At 39.2% G+C, this 19,517-nt stretch carries 24 protein-coding genes; 5 read left to right on the top strand and 19 right to left on the bottom strand.

The genetic code is table 11. The annotated features are described in order from the left end of the window. Positions 1 to 23: 23 nt before the first annotated feature. The 15 genes from T356_RS0103005 to T356_RS0102935 all read right to left on the bottom strand — a co-directional run bounded on the left by T356_RS0103005 (position 24) and on the right by T356_RS0102935 (position 8,767). Positions 24 to 365 carry a hypothetical protein gene (locus T356_RS0103005; RefSeq protein ID WP_026513224.1) on the bottom strand — a complete coding sequence of 114 codons (342 nt, stop codon included), beginning with the start codon at positions 363 to 365 and terminating at the stop codon, positions 24 to 26. Beyond that, positions 350 to 994, bottom strand: a complete 645-nt coding sequence (locus T356_RS0103000) for a hypothetical protein (protein WP_026513223.1) — start codon at positions 992 to 994, stop codon at positions 350 to 352. The genes T356_RS0103005 and T356_RS0103000 overlap by 16 nt, the downstream gene beginning before the upstream one ends. After that, positions 987 to 1,139, bottom strand: coding sequence for a hypothetical protein (locus tag T356_RS21020; RefSeq protein WP_155838960.1), 153 nt, complete (start codon positions 1,137 to 1,139; stop codon positions 987 to 989). The genes T356_RS0103000 and T356_RS21020 overlap by 8 nt, the downstream gene beginning before the upstream one ends. A gap of 23 nt (positions 1,140 to 1,162) precedes the next feature. Then, on the bottom strand, positions 1,163 to 1,426 hold the full coding sequence (locus T356_RS21015) for a hypothetical protein (protein ID WP_155838959.1): 264 nt from the start codon (positions 1,424 to 1,426) through the stop codon (positions 1,163 to 1,165). A 3-nt stretch (positions 1,427 to 1,429) separates the two neighbouring features. After that, entirely contained in the window at positions 1,430 to 2,011 is a 582-nt protein-coding gene (locus tag T356_RS0102985) for a hypothetical protein (RefSeq protein ID WP_026513222.1), read from the bottom strand. A 53-nt stretch (positions 2,012 to 2,064) separates the two neighbouring features. Further along, positions 2,065 to 2,487 carry a hypothetical protein gene (locus T356_RS0102980; RefSeq protein ID WP_155838958.1) on the bottom strand — a complete coding sequence of 141 codons (423 nt, stop codon included), beginning with the start codon at positions 2,485 to 2,487 and terminating at the stop codon, positions 2,065 to 2,067. Between the two features lie 19 nt (positions 2,488 to 2,506). Beyond that, complete coding sequence (locus T356_RS0102975) at positions 2,507 to 3,166, bottom strand: hypothetical protein (RefSeq protein ID WP_026513220.1); 660 nt, start codon at positions 3,164 to 3,166, stop codon at positions 2,507 to 2,509. An 87-nt stretch (positions 3,167 to 3,253) separates the two neighbouring features. Next, positions 3,254 to 3,652 carry a hypothetical protein gene (locus T356_RS0102970; protein ID WP_026513219.1) on the bottom strand — a complete coding sequence of 133 codons (399 nt, stop codon included), beginning with the start codon at positions 3,650 to 3,652 and terminating at the stop codon, positions 3,254 to 3,256. Between the two features lie 76 nt (positions 3,653 to 3,728). Further along, a complete protein-coding gene (locus T356_RS0102965) occupies positions 3,729 to 4,055 on the bottom strand; it encodes a hypothetical protein (RefSeq protein WP_026513218.1) in 327 nt (108 codons plus the stop codon). A gap of 14 nt (positions 4,056 to 4,069) precedes the next feature. Then, entirely contained in the window at positions 4,070 to 4,612 is a 543-nt protein-coding gene (locus T356_RS0102960; RefSeq protein WP_026513217.1) for a hypothetical protein, read from the bottom strand. A gap of 223 nt (positions 4,613 to 4,835) precedes the next feature. Further along, on the bottom strand, positions 4,836 to 5,594 hold the full coding sequence (locus tag T356_RS20095; RefSeq protein WP_026513216.1) for a metallophosphoesterase: 759 nt from the start codon (positions 5,592 to 5,594) through the stop codon (positions 4,836 to 4,838). 922 nt (positions 5,595 to 6,516) lie between these two features. Then, the gene (locus T356_RS0102950; RefSeq protein ID WP_155838957.1) at positions 6,517 to 7,014 is read right to left on the bottom strand and encodes a hypothetical protein; all 498 of its coding nucleotides are present in this window, start codon (positions 7,012 to 7,014) and stop codon (positions 6,517 to 6,519) included. Positions 7,015 to 7,222: 208 nt separating this feature from the next. Continuing rightward, positions 7,223 to 7,687 carry a DUF2716 domain-containing protein gene (locus T356_RS0102945; RefSeq protein WP_026513214.1) on the bottom strand — a complete coding sequence of 155 codons (465 nt, stop codon included), beginning with the start codon at positions 7,685 to 7,687 and terminating at the stop codon, positions 7,223 to 7,225. A 25-nt stretch (positions 7,688 to 7,712) separates the two neighbouring features. After that, positions 7,713 to 8,246, bottom strand: coding sequence for a hypothetical protein (locus T356_RS0102940; RefSeq protein ID WP_026513213.1), 534 nt, complete (start codon positions 8,244 to 8,246; stop codon positions 7,713 to 7,715). Positions 8,247 to 8,269: 23 nt separating this feature from the next. Next, positions 8,270 to 8,767, bottom strand: a complete 498-nt coding sequence (locus tag T356_RS0102935) for a hypothetical protein (protein ID WP_026513212.1) — start codon at positions 8,765 to 8,767, stop codon at positions 8,270 to 8,272. Positions 8,768 to 8,969: 202 nt separating this feature from the next. Between T356_RS0102935 and abc-f the strand changes: the two genes are divergently transcribed. Further along, on the top strand, positions 8,970 to 10,931 hold the full coding sequence (gene abc-f, locus T356_RS0102930) for a ribosomal protection-like ABC-F family protein (RefSeq protein ID WP_026513211.1): 1,962 nt from the start codon (positions 8,970 to 8,972) through the stop codon (positions 10,929 to 10,931). Between the two features lie 96 nt (positions 10,932 to 11,027). On the opposite strand, the gene T356_RS0102925 is transcribed toward abc-f, so the two are convergent. The 3 genes from T356_RS0102925 to truA form a co-directional block, all read right to left on the bottom strand. After that, entirely contained in the window at positions 11,028 to 12,785 is a 1,758-nt protein-coding gene (locus T356_RS0102925) for an ArnT family glycosyltransferase (RefSeq protein WP_026513210.1), read from the bottom strand. A 29-nt stretch (positions 12,786 to 12,814) separates the two neighbouring features. Then, positions 12,815 to 14,434: a DUF5722 domain-containing protein gene (locus T356_RS0102920; protein WP_026513209.1), complete on the bottom strand. Its 1,620-nt coding sequence runs from the start codon at positions 14,432 to 14,434 to the stop codon at positions 12,815 to 12,817. Positions 14,435 to 14,530: 96 nt separating this feature from the next. Continuing rightward, complete coding sequence (truA, locus tag T356_RS0102915; RefSeq protein WP_026513208.1) at positions 14,531 to 15,280, bottom strand: tRNA pseudouridine(38-40) synthase TruA; 750 nt, start codon at positions 15,278 to 15,280, stop codon at positions 14,531 to 14,533. Between the two features lie 176 nt (positions 15,281 to 15,456). Here truA and T356_RS0102910 point away from each other — a divergent pair, with 176 nt between their 5' ends. Beyond that, positions 15,457 to 15,996 (top strand): QueT transporter family protein, encoded by a 540-nt coding sequence (locus T356_RS0102910; RefSeq protein ID WP_026513207.1) that lies wholly within the window; start codon positions 15,457 to 15,459, stop codon positions 15,994 to 15,996. A gap of 308 nt (positions 15,997 to 16,304) precedes the next feature. On the opposite strand, the gene T356_RS0102905 is transcribed toward T356_RS0102910, so the two are convergent. Beyond that, positions 16,305 to 16,958, bottom strand: coding sequence for a hypothetical protein (locus T356_RS0102905; RefSeq protein ID WP_026513206.1), 654 nt, complete (start codon positions 16,956 to 16,958; stop codon positions 16,305 to 16,307). Between the two features lie 148 nt (positions 16,959 to 17,106). On the opposite strand from T356_RS0102905, the gene T356_RS0102900 reads away from it, so the two are divergent. The 3 genes from T356_RS0102900 (at position 17,107) to T356_RS0102890 (ending at position 19,366) form a co-directional block, all read left to right on the top strand. Continuing rightward, positions 17,107 to 17,700 (top strand): hypothetical protein, encoded by a 594-nt coding sequence (locus tag T356_RS0102900; protein WP_026513205.1) that lies wholly within the window; start codon positions 17,107 to 17,109, stop codon positions 17,698 to 17,700. A gap of 66 nt (positions 17,701 to 17,766) precedes the next feature. Continuing rightward, entirely contained in the window at positions 17,767 to 18,450 is a 684-nt protein-coding gene (locus tag T356_RS0102895) for a hypothetical protein (protein WP_026513204.1), read from the top strand. Between the two features lie 289 nt (positions 18,451 to 18,739). Then, positions 18,740 to 19,366, top strand: coding sequence for a hypothetical protein (locus tag T356_RS0102890; protein ID WP_026513203.1), 627 nt, complete (start codon positions 18,740 to 18,742; stop codon positions 19,364 to 19,366). Positions 19,367 to 19,517 lie beyond the last annotated feature (151 nt).

Genomic DNA, 19,517 nt, shown 5'->3' with positions numbered 1-19,517 from the left:
CAATGCTCTGGCAAACCGCGCGATTAGCAAAATCTCACATCTATCGCTGAATCATATAATGGACATTCATAGCTTAACATGATATCAATAATCTTATTCATATCTGCTTCCGATACGCTATAACAGTCAAATCTAAAAATCTGATCATTTGCAAAAATCTCAATCGCTGCATCATCTTTTTCATAATTATATGCATCAATCTGATTCCAATCGCTAAATGCCTTCTTTACATCGATAAGTATCTGCTCTGTAGGCAGCTCACATACAAAATCCAGCTTTTCTCCGCCAAGAAGCGCTTTATAAACATCAGACGCCTTCATTTCAGGCGATTCATTTTCCTTCCAGAAGCTTAAGTCTCTAGCCATTCCACTTCCTCCAAACAATATGTTTCCTTCAAGTTTCTTTTAGTTTCTTCAGACATGTTTTTTATAAAAAAATCCTTGTACTTTTCCAGTACTTCCCTTAGTTTTGATTGATCTGTCAAACACGCCAAAGCCAAACTCGTCCAAGAAGGGCGCCATAGTCCTGCTGTGCAGGAACGAACATCTTCATCATCATCCAGAAGCCCCTGCATAAATTTATCCATTGTATCTGTCTTGGCCCAGAATTGAGAAGCATTAGCCTCAATTCTATAAAAGATTTCTTCGCATAACGCATCTATATCCGTATCCAATACGAGGTATCTGCTAAAGTTTTCAACAGGAACACTAAGCGAACCTAAATCAACGCCTCCCGTAGCCCATTTAGAATCATATTTTCTCACTCTAAGTTCTGCTACCTTCTTATTTACTTCAACATAAGTTATACCGACAGATATTCGTATATTTATAGCTTGCTGCCCTCTTATCTTGGTATCCAATATATTAATATGCTGAATACATTGTCCAACACGTCTTACGTACTTACATTTGCGAGCCTTTGTAAATCCAATCTCCTCTGCACGTCTTCTAAAACATTCTTCAAAAGATTTAAAAACATCTTTAATATCATTCATTTATGTTCCCTGCTTCCAACTGACTTCTCATCCTAAACTCAAACACTTTCCGGACCCACTCAGGTTCTCCATTGATGGAATCCGCCAACATCTCTTTTTCAAGGTATTTGCGCATCTTGCTCCAGGACTTTAATATCTTACTCATCCGCTCTTTTTCCTATCAAAATCCTATTCCCAAATCTTTTCATACCATTCTGTGAGCACAACATGTTTGGGCAACTCAATATCTAATCCCTTAGTATCCTCAGCCCTCCAGACAAATTCAACTGAATAATCCTCAGTGTTAAAAGCTATAGCATCTTCTTTGAGCTCCGGATATGCACTATCACCGCATCCCGTCATCATTAGTGTAATCAGTGCTCCAAATAGCACTTTGATTACCTTTGCCAAAACATTAAATTTTAGGGCGCAATTTCTACTCGAGTTTTTCATAATCTATCTTGTGCTACAAAAATACCAGTTTCCGGCTACATGTTCTTTGTTTATGAATTCATAGGAATCTACGCATATGCTCTTATCAAGTTTATCCGAATAATAAATATATCCGCATGAATTCTCTAACATACCTGCATTTTCATAAAAATACATGACCGCGCGATCTCCGTCTATTGCCAATATTACCCGCTTGGTATCCGAAACTTTTTCGTAAATATCCTCATCAGGAAGATTTATGACGCCATCATCGACCTCATAATTACCTGATTCTATATCTTGAACTACTTCATTCCTATATGCCCATATATCATCTTCAGATAATGACGGTTTGTTGAACCATGCGGCAAAAAATATCAAAACAACAGCAAATATATTGATCAATACAATTTTTCTTTTCATAAGTACTGATATCAATAACAGAACTATCGAATTTATCCCCAACACGCCTATGAAAATCATCTTATACACAACAATAATAGGATTATTTTCTGCGAATGCTATCAGCGCTGTTATAACAATATTGATAAATAATATTCCAAAACTTATACAGTCAGCCATCTTAGCCACATTTATGCGTTTCATTGTACCTCTTTCATAACTGTCACTTTTACAGTGATAACAAGGTAAAAAAATTTTTAGTTGAAAGTATACACTTTATAAGCGTTTCCGCGTAGTCTATGAACTCTTTCAAGCCCTTCCCATGTCTCGTCAGACCATTCAGATTTTATGAACATTATCCCTTCCAGATCATCGAACCCCGATGTCCAAAAAATCATGTTTGTATCTCGATTATCAATGTAAAGTAACTTTGAGTTCAATTTGTTGGGTAAATTGTATTCAGCCAATACATTCATGTCTTTGTCTTTCAAAATAAGGGTTGAATTCTCAAGTTTAGCTGTATAAAACTCCTTGTCCAATAAATAATTGTAAATGTCCTGAAATTCATCTACTGCACGCAAATCCTTTTTATAAGCATTTTGCCTTATAAAACATGAAAAAAGCAAAGCTGCAATAATAACAAATACTCCTCCAAAGAGGACTGCCACTTTTTTATCCATTTCTATTACATCCTGTTCCTCAAAACTTATCCAGCTCGTCACTTATAAAATCTTCCAGATTAGATTCATTTACTTCTTCATCCGCTCTCTCGCATGCTTTGAATAAATCATAAGAGTCTGTTAGCTGCTCCCCATTTGGATCACAAATCTTAAACCAAAGATCCAATTGATAATCTTTTATTCCAAAGCGCATAATATCTGTAATCAGCTTGACTATATTCTCTTTATTATCAGGAGTAATAGTAAAAACATAGTCCGGTCTGTCATTTATGACAGCATCCATAAATTCAATCTCATACTGTGATAAATCAATACCGGCTGCAGCTATTTTTTTCCGCATATAATCATTTCGAAATCCCCAGTAATCACCATCATGCCAATGTCCTCCAAGTTTTTTGGAGTCATACATATTTTTAATCATTTGAAATTCTATATTTCCATCCGATAATGTTGCTACATATTCAAACCTATACAAATTTGCTTTTTCTTTGTAGACATTCATCTTTTTATCAATCACTTTGAATTCATAATCGCCATAATAATGTTTCAGCTCCAAATCCATATATTTTTTATAATTCACATTCCATGTACTATAAAAAAAGTATCTGCAACACAAAAACAACACAAGCGCAAATATAAGAACTAAAATCATCATGATTTTCAATCCGATTTTTTTCACAAAATCCCCCATCGCATAAATTGCATTAAGTCTTCATCCCCTAATACTATATATATCCATTATCAATCTCCAATCAAATGCGGATCTTTAGTGCCCTTCAATATTATCCCGAAATGGCGCGTCGCCAATTACAGTTATGACATAGCTGCCGTCTTTCTTTTCCAGATCATGATACCTATACTTTTTATCAAATATCCGAGCCACCTCATCCTCCGGCATATCAGAGTTGAAAGTTACAACAGACTCACATTCAACATGATTCCCTGTTCCGGTAGTATTTCCGGTAAACGAATATACATCCACAATACCGGCATCTTCTATAGACTTTTCTATATATGACGTCAGCTCTTTTGTCTGCTTATATGTCGTAGCATTATTGGCTACATATCCGACTATCTCTATTAAAATAAAAATCACTATCAAAAGAAGCGGCAAAGCAAGTATTACTCCTATTCCAACCGCCACATTACCTATCAACTTTTTCATTTGTACCTCTATCCTATGGTTCCTCCACGTCCCTTCCATTCTTCATCTGTCAGAAACTTTCTTAGTGCAGGAATTGTTATCTTATCTGCTCATCCAGAAAAGCATAACCTTTTGCCATCATATAATCATTGAATTGCTCAATACTCTTTCGAAAAGATTCCTCATCATCTCTATCAAAAGTTGCTTCTATCCTGCCATTACAATCCAAATACAGCTTTCCTTCCCGCAACAGATCTTCTGTGATATAAAAGGACTGGCTCTTTCCTTCTTTTTTTCTCTGAAAGATAGCTATAGTTTTTGTAAGCAACAGCGTTCGACCGGACACTATCTTAAATCCTCTCTCTTTTGCTTCCGGTCCCATTATTTCTTTGATTATTTTTTTATACTTAACATCCTGCGCCATTATTTCTCTCACTTCTAATATCTAATACTTCCAAACATGTGGCTTATTTCACTCTGAGTAATATCTCCTGTAGGAGAAACCACTATCTCAATAACATTTTTGTTCTCTGATCTATAAACAAAAATCATTTCATCACAATCATCTAATCTGTATTGTATAAAAAACAATTCATAACTGGGCTTTACAGTTTTCGATTTATTGACTATTACGCCATTTGCCCCAATCAAGCAATTCAATTCATCAGGATATTTGATTGAGTTCACCTTCTCAATATCTTTATATGAAATATTAAGAGCATTCAAAACAGAATCCTCTATACTTTTACAATCCGGCCCAATGCCAACAATAAAGTAATCATCCGACTGTAGTACTGTATAATCATCACATGAATAACCTTCACATTTATCAAAAACACGCTTAGGAACCGCACAATGACCATATCCCGCTTTAATGTTTATATATTTTGTATCCTTATAAAATTGAAACGAAAAAAAAATGACCATAAATACTATTGCACTAGCCAAAAATATGATCTGTTTTCTGCTTATCCCTAGCATAATTCTCTTCTTCCTTCTATGTTCAATATCATATTATTTTTAATTACTAAATTATAATTTTTCTGTAACATTTTTGTTGATATTTTATCACGCACAAATAGACGCCAGCAAGCACGAAAAATCATAAAAAAATAGCGACGCAGCCGTACACAAGCCACATCGCCTAAGTATCATAAAAATATCAATTTTTGTAAGAATCAACATTCGCGCCTTCAACAGCACTTTACATTTCCGCAAAAGATAATGTGAATTCCTTCATATCATCAAGTCTTAAAAGAATCCCGCCTTTTGCCCCTCTAGCATCCGGCTCTGCGCAGCCGCCGTCAATATCGATCACATTTTTTTCTCTGTATGATGAAAGCGGGCGTTCGCCTCTATTCTCGCCAAGGTAATAAGCAGGGACATGTCCGATTATGAACATCCACGGGCTACATGCGGCATAATCGTCTATGCTCTTATAGATGTCACTCCGAAAAGGTGAATACCATGCTATGTAATATGCTTTCTCGTAATTCATCTCTTTATAAGGCACATCTATATTGTCTTTATCAAACGCAGAGTGCGTAAGTATATATGTAGTCCCGTTTATCTCAACTTTGGTGGAAAGAGGTCGTGAATTGAGCCACTTTAGAAGCTTCTTGCGCTCAATCTTTTTAAGAAGTCTGTACTTGTGATATGTCCTGTCACCGCCATTGTTAAAGAGCCAGTTCAGGGCTTCTCTGCTCTGAAACTCATCTATATTTGGGGTAACACTTCCGTCGGAAGAAACAACCTCCAGCATCATAAGCTCGTGGTTTCCCAAAAGAAAATGCATATTGTGCGATTCCATCACTGTTTTAAGTATTCTGATTCCATCCGGACCGCGATCTATCGCATCTCCAAGCATATATAATTTGTCAGATTTGGAAAAATTTGCTTTCTTAAGCAACTCGGAAAAAATTTTGTATTGACCGTGAAGATCTGTTATCACGTATGTAGCCACTATGTATTACTCCCAATGTCATAGATTTCACGACTAATGCTGCTGTCATCAAATAAGTCGACTTATTTGGTGACATCAGCACTAATGTATCGGCATGATTATTTTTTTAACAGCCTGTCAGTACACCTGCAAGCCCCATCAAGTATACACCAGCATTATACGCATGAACACATTTTTATTGAATAAAATGCTTTAAAGAAATCTTTCGGAAAACTTTGTTAACATCTTTTCTTTGCGTTTCCATACTCTTTTACTACATTTTATAACTTTCTAAAAGAAATTGTTAATTTTATTGTTGCTTTTCTTTTAAAACTATGTTAACATTCTTATTGTATTATTTTATTACCCTTTTTGATATTTTATATCTCCCCAAATAATATAAAATTCAAAACATAATCCGAGGCCCGGTAGCTTTTTTCCCTATTTATGCTACCGGGGCTTTTTTGTATTTTCCTAATCAAGTTACACTATACACAGATAATTGGACTCCTCTATGTTCTTCTTATCTGTGTTTTTCTGCCATTTTAGCCGCCTTACGACTCATAATTACAGATAAGTAATATCCCTTACACATCTTTTATCTGTGTTATCCTAATATTTCAGCCTACTTTCGTCTCAAAATCACAGATAAACAATCTCTCCTACGCACTTTTTATCTGGGTTTCCCTAATATTTCAGCCTACTTTCGTCTCAAAATCACAGATAAACAATCTCTCCTACACACTTTTTATCTGTACTTTCCTGCTATTCAAGCCCTATTCCAACCATCCTTCGCCGTAAAATCACAGATAAATCAACAATCCTGCCACTTCTTATCTGTGTTCTTCTACCATTATTACCATCTTTCATCAGTTAACCTCAGGACGCCCTAAAGCCCTATATTCCTCAAGCCCTGAACCGACAAATTCCTATGTCTTTCATCTCAGATTCTCTTATACCTTTTATCTATGATCCAACGATATCCATTCTCATCTCTTAACCAGGAATACAGACATATCGGGCCTCCGACAATAACCAGTTCAAGTATTGCAAATAAACACTCTCTAAAAAACATGACTGCGGAATACAGCTCATATACATTAAAACCGTAGTAATTCTGATTATTGACGGTAATTTTATAGAAATCAACCGTACCTTCCTTCTTTTCCTCATACTCGACATTTATATGAGTATCATCTGATAAATGTAAATAAATTTCGTAACGCGGGCTCCTTCCGCCTACTTGTACACAATTTATCACTGTAGCTTCATATTTTTGGATATTGCTCCTGTTATCAGCTATCCACTTATCTTGCATATTAAAAATATTTATCACTATCACAATAGCTATCGGTATGCATATAATATACAAAACTAACAGCATTTTATTTAGTTGTGATAATGTGGGATGTTCCCAAATATCCACTAATCGCTTAAACAACGCCTTCATCCTAATGCCTGCCTATCCAAAACATAATCTGTCCATATATCACAAAAAAGCATGACATCTTGAATCAAAGATTCAAGATGCTTGCAAACAGGCCATTCAAAGCGACTTCGTCGCAGGGCCTATTTGCCACCTGAATCACTTTCTCACGAAATCCGCAGCTGGTGCGGATTTCTGTAATTTCATTTAAGATGTCATATCATTACATATTTACCAGCTTATCAAACATCTCTATCAGCTCTTTCCCCCACACCACAATCTCCTGCTTCCAGGGATGACCGAACAATCCAAAGCTCCAGCCTTTATCAATAAAAAAGTGATAGTCCCCATTGGGATAATAGCTTGGAAAATATATATTTACGCCTCTTTGCTCATCATAATAGCTGTAATCATAAGGGATATGCTCAGCCGGCTCAAACTCAAAACAATCATGTTGATAATCAAGTGCATATACCGAACCTGATGAAATTTGCTCAAACATGGAATTAACTGATACTTCCATCTTCTCATCCCAGCAAGCAGGCGCTATCTTATAAGATTTGCTTGGCTGTGGAACACTTATCCACGGTTGATCTTTCCAATCAGCATATGACGGCTTGAAGCAAAACTCATTAAATATATGATCCCATATCAGGTTATATTCTTCATCATCGCAAATAACTCTCATAATCGCTTACTAATCTGCTGCCCGTTTAATTTGGCACATCAAACACAAATATATCCTTTCTTTTACCGAAGTAACTGTCATTTTTCCATAGACATATTCCAAAAAATATTATACGCAGAACAAAGAACGGCACCACGTCATAATCTAAATTCGTAAAATAACATATAGTTAAAAAATCAAGAATGATATTCGAAGCATAAAACGCGCGTACTGCTTTTATAACCTTTTTTCTTCTGTATACAATCTCATGCATAGCCCAGGTTGCCATAGCACAACCTATTACCGATTTGCAACAGATAAAGAATTCATGATATGAAAAAATATCATAAATAAAAACCAATGCTAAAATAACCAATTCCGGAAGGCATATTCCATATGCAAGAAAATCAGCCCATTTAACTCCAAGTTCTGCCTCTTTAAATGCTATTTCATACTTATTGGGAAGCGACTTCTTTTTCTCTTCCATTCTCTCTTTTGCTTGCAGTGTCTTTTCATGACATGCATGGCATATTTGTTCGCCTTCTTCAATAAGTGCTCCACATTTTTTACAAAAAGCCATATCTTTTCTCCACTGATCAACTACTAATCTAAAATAAAAATGTTCTTTCTCTGATCAAAATACTCTTTATTTATAAGAAACAAAAAAATCAAAACAGGTATTCCAACTATGGCAAGCCCCTTTCCGTCTTCAGTTAAAAACCCCACAAGCAAAAACACTACAAGTATAATATGCGCCAACATCACAGTTTTGGAGGCATACTTTTTTCTCTGTAAAATTGCATATGAAGCCCAAAATGAAATAACCGCATATATCAAACATGCTATAGCAAGCCATATATACAACTTTGAAACTTGTCCCGACCAATGCCATTCATCAATACCATTCATGATATAAATATATCCGGCTAGCACTGAGAAAATGCCCCCATCCAGATAGACCGCATATCCAAGTATTTTGGCCCACGACATTCCGACGTCCGCCTCTCTGCAAGCCAGTTCATATTTAATTGGCAATCCCTCCGTACTCGGTCGCACCAGTTCAGCAATAGTCTGCTTTTCATCTTTTGATGTATCATTCATAACTTCACCATCTCTTATAAGCTAAATATTTTTTATAACGCAAAAGTTAATTGCATATCAACAATCTTTTAACATCCTATCATATAATTTTCCATTATTCAATAACCGCAGCTGTCACACACTTACGTTTGGCACGTCTTTTCATATCCGCGCCGGCATGCTAAAATGTGGTGTTGCTATATACAAATTTCGGAGAAGAATCATGATTTTATCGGTACATAATATTAATAAATCATTTGACGGAAAAGACATCCTTAAAGGTGCTTCTTTTCATATAGAGAACAACGAAAAGGCTGCCATCGTCGGAATAAACGGCGCAGGAAAGACAACTCTTCTTAAGATAATAATCGGTCAGCTTGCGGCTGACAGCGGCGAAGTGACTTTTTCAAAGGATGTCACATGGGGATATCTGGCTCAGAACCAGAACGTTCAGACGGAGAATACCATCTTTGAAGAACTCATGGAGGTAAAAAAACACGTCATCGAGCTTGAGGAAAATATCAGAGCCGCCGAGGAAGAAATGAAGCACGTTACAGGTGATGAACTTGCCCGACTCATGGACAGATATACTTTTATGAACGAACAGTTCCAGAGAATGTCCGGCTATTCATGGCAGAGCGAAGTTACGGGCGTGGCAAAGGGCCTTGGCTTTTCTGAGGACGATCTCACCAAGAAGATCTCTACCCTCTCGGGAGGACAAAAGACACGAGTTGCTCTCGGTAAGCTTCTTCTGAGCTCACCGGATCTCATCATCCTCGACGAGCCCACGAACCACCTTGATATGACTTCTATAAGATGGCTTGAGAACTATCTTCTCAATTACAAAGGAGCCGTACTCATCGTCTCCCACGACAGATATTTCCTTGATAAGATCGTAGGCAAAGTCATAGAAGTTGAAAATACTATTGTTTCAAGCTTTGTCGGCAACTACAGCGCTTACTCCGTTAAAAAAGAGCAGAAAAGACTCGCGCAGTGGAGCGCCTATATGAAGCAGCAACAAGAAATTAAGCATCAGGAAGACGTAATCGCCAAATTAAAATCCTTTAACCGCGAGAAATCCATAAAACGCGCCGAGAGCCGTGAAAAGATGCTCGATAAGGTTGTGCGCATCGATAAGCCCACAACTATTGACGACAGCATGAAGATCTCGCTCAAGCCTTCCTGCGAAAGCGGAAAAGATGTACTTGAAGCCGACAATCTTTCCAAGTCCTTCGGAAATCAGGAGCTCTTTTCCAATATAAGCTTCGAGATCAAAAAAGGCGAGCACGTTGCGATCATCGGTGACAACGGAACGGGTAAGACCACTCTCCTTAAGATGATCAACGGTCTTGAGAGTATTGACAGCGGAAAGATCACGCTCGGAACCAAAGTTGAGATTGGTTACTACGACCAGGAGCACCACGTTCTTAATGATAACAAGACCTTGTTTGATGAGCTTCAGGACGCATATCCGTCGCTCAACAATACAGAGATCAGAAACACGCTCGCAGCATTTCTTTTCACCGGAGATGATGTATTTAAGAGAATCGGTGACCTTTCGGGTGGAGAAAAAGGCAGAGTCAGCCTTGCAAAGCTCATGCTGTCCGACGCAAACTTCCTGATCCTCGACGAGCCTACAAACCACCTTGATATAACAAGTAAAGAAATCCTTGAATCTGCCATTTCAGGCTACGAAGGAACAGTACTCTACGTAAGCCACGACAGATATTTCATAAATAAGACAGCGACCAGAATCCTTGACCTCACACGTAAGAGCATGGTGAACTACATCGGAAACTATGACTATTACATCGAGCATGTCGAGGAGAAAATGCAGAATACTTTCGGAACCTCCGACACAGGAACAAGCTCCATCGGAAGTCCCGCCACGTCTTCTTCCACTGCAAGCTCCTCTTCCGCTCCTTCATCCGGAAGCAACGACTACAAAGCTCAGAAAGAGGACAAGGCAAGAAGAAAGAAAATCGAAGCCGCACTAAAAAAATGCGAAGAAGAAATCGCAAAGCTCGAAGAAAGAGACGGCGAGATCACGGAAGCCCTCTCAGATCCTTCCATCGGAACAGATCTTGCAAAGCTTCGTAAGCTCACCGATGAACAGACAGAAATTCAGGATAAGCTTGCCAAACTCTACGACGAGTGGGAAGAGCTCTCATCCGAAGACAACTGATAAATTTCTATTGATAAAACAAAGAACTGCTCCATAGTTATGGCGACTCTTTACGCGCCGCCATAACTATGGAGCAGTTCTTTTTATATAAATCTTTTATTCGGAATCCCTGTACACTACCGAGTACTTTCCGAAATTTTCTATTGTGCATCCCGAATCGGAATCTATATTCCCAATCTCGGAGCTTCCAAGGATAAGCACCGCGTCGCGGTATTCAGCACTTGCATAATCTTCCGGAAGTTCAAAACTGAAATTCCCAAAGCTCTCCGCAATCCTGAATTCTGCTGCCTCATCTTTGTATACGACAGTATCCGCGAATTTGACAGGATCGTAATCGGTATAATAAAGAGCAAGCATAAAGGGCGCCGACAGATCTTCATATGTCGAATAAATCTGTTTTTCATCCCCTGCTATTTCATAAGCTCTTTTAGCCGCCTCGCCGTATCCCGGCATAAATATGCCCGAGGTCATATCATTAAATTCCAAGAAATAATCTTTTACAAAAAGTCCCGTAGCAATAACGAGAACGCCCATTACAACATATGCCCCGACGCAGTATCTGTCCCAGATAAAAGAAATCCCTTTTACCATAAAATATATAAGCGGAAGGAATATCATTACCATTCTGCTGACATCCGCTCTTATTCCAATCGCAAGAGCCACGCAGGAAATAAGAAGTGTCACAAATACGGCATCCATCGCATATCTTTTCTTTTCAGTAAAAGGCACCGGGTTGCCCTCTTCTGCATTATCTTTTCCTTTTGAAAAAGCTTTTTTTCCAAGAAATATTCCAAGGAAAGTTATAGGAAACGTAAACTCAAAAAGAGTTGCAAATCCCGGGATAAAGTGGCATTTCATCTCATCATTGTCGCCTATTGTCATAGTGATAAGAAGCTGTTTCAGATTCGCCAGGAGCGCCGCGGGAAGGCTTGCATCAAGAGAAAGAAATACTTCCTCCTGCCTTGACGCCGTAAACTTGTTGAAAGAAAAACTATCCGTCACTATCTCGGGAAGTCCAAGGTAATTTACCGCATAAAATACCAGGAGCGGTGCAAATACAACAACAAATGTAATCACTGCCGCTATCAGTTGCTTTATGCCAAGGATCTTTTTCTTAAGACAATAGATACTTATGAGAAGCAAGTGAATAGGCACCACTATCGTAGCCGATCCGTAGCTGTACATACATAAAGCATATGACGCCGCGCTGAGGCAGTATATAAGCGTCTTCTCTGTCTTTATTCCAAGGATGAACAGGTATACCGAAAGTCCAAGCGTAAACGGCATGATATTGCTGTCAAGGCTCCACCTTGAGAGAATGATGTGCCACGGGCATATTGCAAGAAATGCCGCGCCAAAGAGAGCTTTTTTGTAAGAGCCGAAAATCTCTTTTAATATAAGATAAAAAACTCCCACCGTTGCGATTCCGAGTACTGCCGGCAAAAGTCTCATCTTAACAACGCCCGTGCCAAACAATTTGATCGTAAGGACGTTGATGTAGATCATAAGCGGACTTCCGCCTCCGCATCCCCATGTTATCGGATATATCGGATAGGCAAACCCGTTTCTGTCAACTCCGTATTTGGCGATCGCAAAAGCATCATATCCAAGCGACGCCTCATCCTGCTGAAGTCCCGCAGGTATGCTTCCGAGCCCTATAAAGCGCAGTGCTGCGGCTAACAGAAGTATTACAGTCAGGGCAATATACGCAGCTTTGGCGGAAAGCTCTTTTGCTTCCTTTTCTTCTTTTGCTTCACTCGCACTTTTTTCCTTTTTGTAAATAATAACGGCTGCTGCGCCGATAACAGCGCAGGCAGCCGTAGCTATATAATTGTAATAATCAATTATTCTCATTAGCGATTTCCTATACCGATTTTTTTTGATCACCTTGCATACATAGCGCCATTCCAATCGGCAATTCCGGCATTTGCGGCAGCTCTCTGAATATAAGAACCCGCACTTGGGCCGCTCATCTGCTGATAGAACTCAAAAGCAAGCTTCCTGTAACCATCCTGTGCCGTAAGTCCCACAGAAAGTCCATCCGCAACCTCTACCGGATAATCAGTCTGTCTGTTAAAGACGATCATATTGATGTAGCGATTCGTCAAAGCTCTCTGATATGCATATACGATAGCTGCTGCCTGAGCTTCCTCGCCCTGAGTTGAGGAATATCCGACTTCCGTAAGAAGAATAGGTCTTACAGCTCCTTTGGTATTGCGCATTGCAGGCTGGCACATATAATCAGTGAGCTGCTCTATGTTCTGCATAGAGATGTAAGGCGTATCAATATCATGCCTTATCATAGCCGCTGTAGCCTCGCTCTTAGGTGTCCAGAACGATGTCCATACCATAGGATAATTATAAGGATGCTGTGCAAGTGCCCAGTCGAAATTACCCTGTGCCACAATGCAGGCATTCATAGCTTCCAAAAGACTTCTTGCGGAAAAGTAAGAAGGTGTATTTTTGTAAGTCCAGTTATGATCGAAACTTGCACACACATGTGCATTTTCATTTTTACTCTTTATGGCATTGTAACATACTCTGAGCTCATCGGCATAGAGCTGTGCATAAAGCATCTCATCGGAAACATTTGCGATGTTCCATTCGTTCTTGGCATTTACTTCATTTCCTATAACCCAGTTATCTACCTGGCCAAAGCCGTTCTGTCCGTTATATCTGTAAGCAAGATATGTTACTACCGCCTCAAGGTTCTCAAGTCCGACATCATCTGATGTGTTCATCATGTAATAGCGTGAGTGCGCCCCTCTTGAATAAGGAGATATCATGAACTCTTCACCGGGAGCAAACGGGTTCAAAAGAACTATAGTAACGCCCATTCCCTGCTGTGTGCAAGTTCTTACTGCATGATCGTACTGGCTTAAATATGATGAGTCATAATAATAAGTTTTTCCGTTATACTCAAAGACTACTCCGCCGTTGCCACCGATAACATCCTCAAGATTTATATTATATGCGGCCTGCTGTACTCCAAGCTGTGAAGCCTCTGTATTGCCGTTACCGATCTTTGCTCCGTCTAGGATAAGACCTTTTTTACCCGCATTCTTTCTCTTGGGTGATCCCTTTGCAAGTGCTTCGGGATTGGTTATGTAGCGCGTTCCGGAGACAGGAACGAAAGCTCCGCCTGAAAGTACGGCCACCTGAAACTTATCATATAATTTGCATTTTGTAGTTTTGTAATCAAGTGGAAAAGAAAAAGTAACCGCGGCATTCATCGCAACTGATGCAACAGGTGATCCCACAGGTTCGTTCTGATAAACTTTCTCGGCAAAAAGATATAGCTTTCCGTCATCGCTCTGTGGCATCTGAGCTACAGATGCGGTAACAGTAACTTTCTCCCCGTCGTTACTTATTGTTGCCGATGAAATCGATACGGAGCCTGTTCCCTCCGCTTTGGCGTCAACCGCCATAAAAGAAAAGACACTGAGTGTCACAATCGCAGAAAGCGCAATACGTGATAGTGAAGAAAAGATTTTCTTAGTCATTAGTTTCCCCTCATTTATTTTTTTGTTTAACAATAATACTATATTAAGCTAACACCCCTATCATTATCAACGTATTTTTATTAAATTTAATTATTTTTAATAGTCCACCTTCATAAGACACAAGCCCATCGGAGGCGCCGTCGGGCCTGCATTCTGCCGCTTACATGATTCAAGGATTTCTTTTACATATTCGGGCTCCATATTGCCGTATCCGACTTCCAGTAAAGTTCCCGTAAGGATACGAACCATGTTCTGCAAAAATCCGTTCCCATGAAAATAGAATCTGATATAATTTCCGCTCTCTTCTATCTTTATCGAATCAACACATCTGACGGTAGATTTCTTCATGCGGTTATTCCCGCAAAAACTCTTAAAATCATGTGTGCCCACAAGAAACTCTGCTGCCTTTCTCATCTTATCAGCGTCAGGCTTTTTCTCAAGCACAGTTACATATTTCCTGTCAAAAACAGGCTTGGAATTGCCGTACCAGCAAGTATACCTGTACGTCTTTCCAAGAGCGTTATATCTTGAATGAAATCTCTCCGAGCATATCTTCACATCGTTGATACTTATATCCTCGGGAAGATATTTGTTCATATATTCCTTGATTTCATCTTCAGTCATATTTGTATCAAGCGCTATATTGGCAGTCATCGCCCTTGCATGAACTCCGGCATCCGTCCTGCCCGCACCTATAAGATTGAGCGTTCCTTCGGGAAGATTCACCATTTTATTAAGAACGCTCTCAAGCTTCCCCTGTATGGTCATCTCTTTCCCCGGCTGCCTCTCCCATCCGTAGAACCTGGTGCCGTCATAACTTATCAAAAACTTATAGTTTCTGCTCATAAATCCCGCAAGCCTCCTGTCTTTCCTAATAGGTGTCTTTCTTAATAGATGTTTTTCTTATAGAAGTTCTTCCAACTTAAGTTTTTATTATCGCATATTTAGGGAAAAGGTGCTATTCTTATGTAATGTCAGTTCGAAACCTTCCTGACACTAAACAAAACTAAAGGAGATTACAAATGAATAACAAAAAAACTCTTTTCATCACTCAGGCTGCCGTTATCGCAGCTCTCTACGTCGTGCTCACACACGTTGCAAACATGCTTGGTCTTGCAAACTACGCAGTCCAGGTTCGTTTCTCAGAGGCACTTACCATTCTGCCTTTCTTCACCCCTGCCGCAATTCCCGGCCTTTTCATCGGATGCATCATCGCAAACATAACTACAGGCTGTATGCTCCTCGATATAATCTTTGGTTCAATCGCAACCCTTCTGGGTGCCCTCGGAACCTACCTTATAGCACACGGATTAAAAAAAATATCAGATCCCGATTTTTATTGCAAAAATAACCTCAGAACCTGGCTCACCCCCATCCCACCAATCGTTGCAAACACAATAATCGTCCCTCTCGTCCTCATCCACGTCTACCACTTCGAGGGAACCCTCCCCTACTTCATGGCAACAGTTTTTGCAGGCGAACTAATCTCCTGCTTCGTCCTGGGAATGATATTATTATTTGCCCTTGATAAAAGAAAAGGAGCTATTTTTAGAAATAGTTGATTAGAAAATACCAATCTGAAAATAATCGCTTCTGAACTGTTCATTTGATAGTACAGTTGATAGTAACGCTTTTCGTAACCAGCCCTGCCCCAAAGGGATACATTCGGAAATGCGATGTCTTCGGACGAGCAGGATGATTTTCAAAATTTACAAAAACAGGAAATGCCGACTTCTCTGAACAACGTGAAAAGAGGCATTTCCTGTTTTTGTAAATTTATGAAAATCACCGCGCAGCCGTACACATCGCATTTCCGAATGTATCCCTTTAGGGCAGGGCGTACGCAAAAGGCACCACACCACTGCGCAGTTTATTCGAATTTGATGGATCCCATTACAAGGTTCATCATGTCGGATGTCTGCATATCGGGGATATCTTCACCGCTTTGATATTCGCAAACTTCCATCATGAAATAACCATCCTTGTAATCTCTTATAAATGTTGAGATGAATGGATCACCATCAGCTTTGGGCGCTGTATCTATAAAGCATGTCGGTATACCTTCTACATACATAAAACCTTCCCTATCACTATATTCACCACCGCGACTCTTAAGGATCTCATCAGAAACATCTTTTGCTTTTTTGCCTGCTTCATATTTGAAAGTAAGCGTGCTGGGCTTAGCATTCTTATTTTCTGAATAAGTAAATACTACTTCATTTCCGTTAGCCGCACATGTCATAGATGAGGGATATTCAACACTCCATCCGTTTGCATCTTTATATTCAGTATATTCAGTCGTATCACTTGACTGGCTTGCATCTCCGCCAACTTCTTCTGCTTCAGATCCAGTATCCTCAGAAGCTGTTTCTTTATCGGCAGTCTCTTCTGTTTTTCCTCCAATAATATCCGATACACCGGTCTCTTTTGCAACTTCTCCGGCGCTGCATCCCATAAGCATTGATGCTGCAATTGTTGCCACAGCGATGTGTGACAGTACTTTTTTCACTAATTTAGCGTTCATTTTACTCTTCCTCCGAAACATAAAAAATATAATTTGCATTTTGAAATCGATCGCTTGACATCGTTTTCATATTATGCTATAAGTGTACTAGTATTACTAATACACGTGACACGTGTATTATAGCACATGACTCGGAGGAAATAAAGATATGAAAAATAGAATAATAACATTTTTGCTCGCATCAACCATGATAATCTCACTTGTTGGATGCGGAGATGCAGCATCAGCCCCTGCCAATGAGCCGGCCGCAACAGAGACAAGCTCTGAAACAGAAAATGAAACGGCCGATGAAACAAGCACTACTGTTGAAACAAAATCAGCTGATGCATCCGATGCTTCTTTTGAATATAACGGAAAAACAGTTTCCGTACTCGATGACCTTGAAACAGTTAAAGCAAACCTCGGCACACCGACCGAAGAACAGCCCTCACCTTTTAGTGATAACTCCAGTGATAAGCTTTATGTTTTTGGTTCCGATCCGGACACTATAGACCTGGCAACATTAGATGGCAAAGTTCAGTCCATCTCAGTATACGATTACAAAATAAAAACAACTAAAGGAATCGGAATTGGCAGCTCTGAAGAAGAAGTCCTCACAGCATACGGTAACTCAGGTGAAAAGACTGAATCCGACGGTGAAACAGATATCCTATATGAACTGGGCAAATATTCGATTGACTTTTACTTTGACAGAAACAGTAAAGTAATCACGATAATCTACGAAAACAATGACGCACAGTAACAGCCTCAAATTATTGGGAATAAAAAACGTAAAGGAAAACAACATTCATACAATGGAGGAAAAGACATGAAGAACAAAAAAGCAATCGTGCTCCTTATGGCATCTGCAATAGTACTCTCACTTGTTGGATGCGCAGGTTCGACATCAGAAGCAGCTGAAGCTAGCAGCGAAATTCCTCTTGCAGAAGCAATCTCTGATGAGCCCGTAGAAGCCGCTTCGATAGAAAATTCGGATTCCGAAGCATCTGATTCCGCATCTGCTATAGATAATTCAGCATTGCAGGACGACCAATTTCAATATAACGGAAAAATCATATCTGTAATGGATGACCTTAATGCTTTAATAAATGCATTTGATTATTCCAAACCGGAAACTTATGATATTCAATCTTTTTACACTTCCAAGGATCACTCAGTGACTCTTGAAACTCTGAAAAAAGATGAAATAGAATACCCTTTTTCTATCACAATTAATTATTCGGGTATCTATACCAAGCGTAATATCAACGTTGGAAGCTCACGTGATGAAGTTATAAAAGCTTACGGAGAGCCAAATGTTGCGCAACCTTTAGCAACAGGTCCTGACGGAAAAGAACTTACTAAGGAAGAAATGATTGCACAGTTCGGCGAAGAACTTATTTATGACCTTGGTGATTATACAATCTCTTTCTTTACAAACCCGTCAGACGGATCAGTATCATCGATTTCTTACATGAACGACGATAGCCATGATAAGTTCTCGTGGAGCTGATTTTAAACTCTTTACCGGCACAGGCCAATAAACTGCCAATTTACCGGCATCTGCTATTACACATACACTATACAGGCTGTGACACCACCACCTCCGATGTCACTCCATAACTTGAAAAAGAAACCGTAACTGAAGCAAACATTAAATAGCAGATGCCACTTTTGAATATATAAGAAATATATGACCGGACGATTGTAAAAAGATTTCTTTAGTTTTTTTATATTTACTTGCAAAGCTATAACGAGAACCCTTTCATAACCCGAGGAACAAACTTATAGGAGGAAAGTAAATGAGAACAAGAAAAACTGTTACAACACTAATTGCATCAGCTTTGATGCCGACACTTATCGGATGCGGAATTAAAAACCCGGATGTACTGGCGGTTACAGAAGACGCTACTATCCCATCAATCGGCGTATTTTCAGATAGCACCTCTGTTGAAGCAACTATCATCAACTATGCTACTCTGGCCGATGATTCCGTTGAATACGAAGGAAAGATAATCTCGATTCACAACGATGTTCAAACAACCCTAAACACACTCGGAACACCGGACCGTGAAGCTCCTTCACCATATACAGGCTCCGATCTGTGTTACATATATGGAACAGACTCGGCATATATCAAATTTTCGCCATATAAAACAGATGATAACGAATTCATCCCCGGTGCCATATCAATCTACGACGATAAAGTAAAAACATCACGTGGTATCGGCATAGGAAGCACAGAAAAAGAAGTCCTTCTTGCATATGGCGAACCAAATACCGAAGCAGCTGAAGACGATTCATATTACCTCAGCTACAATATTGATGATATCTGCATAAGATTCATCTTTGATGATGATAAAAAAGTTGAGCACATGAGGATCATAAATCAAGACGAGCTGCTTAAATATATAAAATCAAGAACCTAAAACAATCTTACTTCATATAAAGATTTTATATATAAAAAAAGAGCATTACATGTGAAATATAAATAAATGCAACCGCCAATTTAATAGTGTTTGAAGTTATTGGAGAATTCAGCGAATGGATTTTATAAAAGAGAGAAAAGTTTTACTCCAT

This window comes from Butyrivibrio sp. LB2008, assembly GCF_000621565.1.
Lineage (GTDB): Bacteria > Bacillota > Clostridia > Lachnospirales > Lachnospiraceae > Butyrivibrio.
Note: the sequence above shows the minus strand (reverse complement) of the source record. Positions and strands in the feature narration are given on the sequence as shown.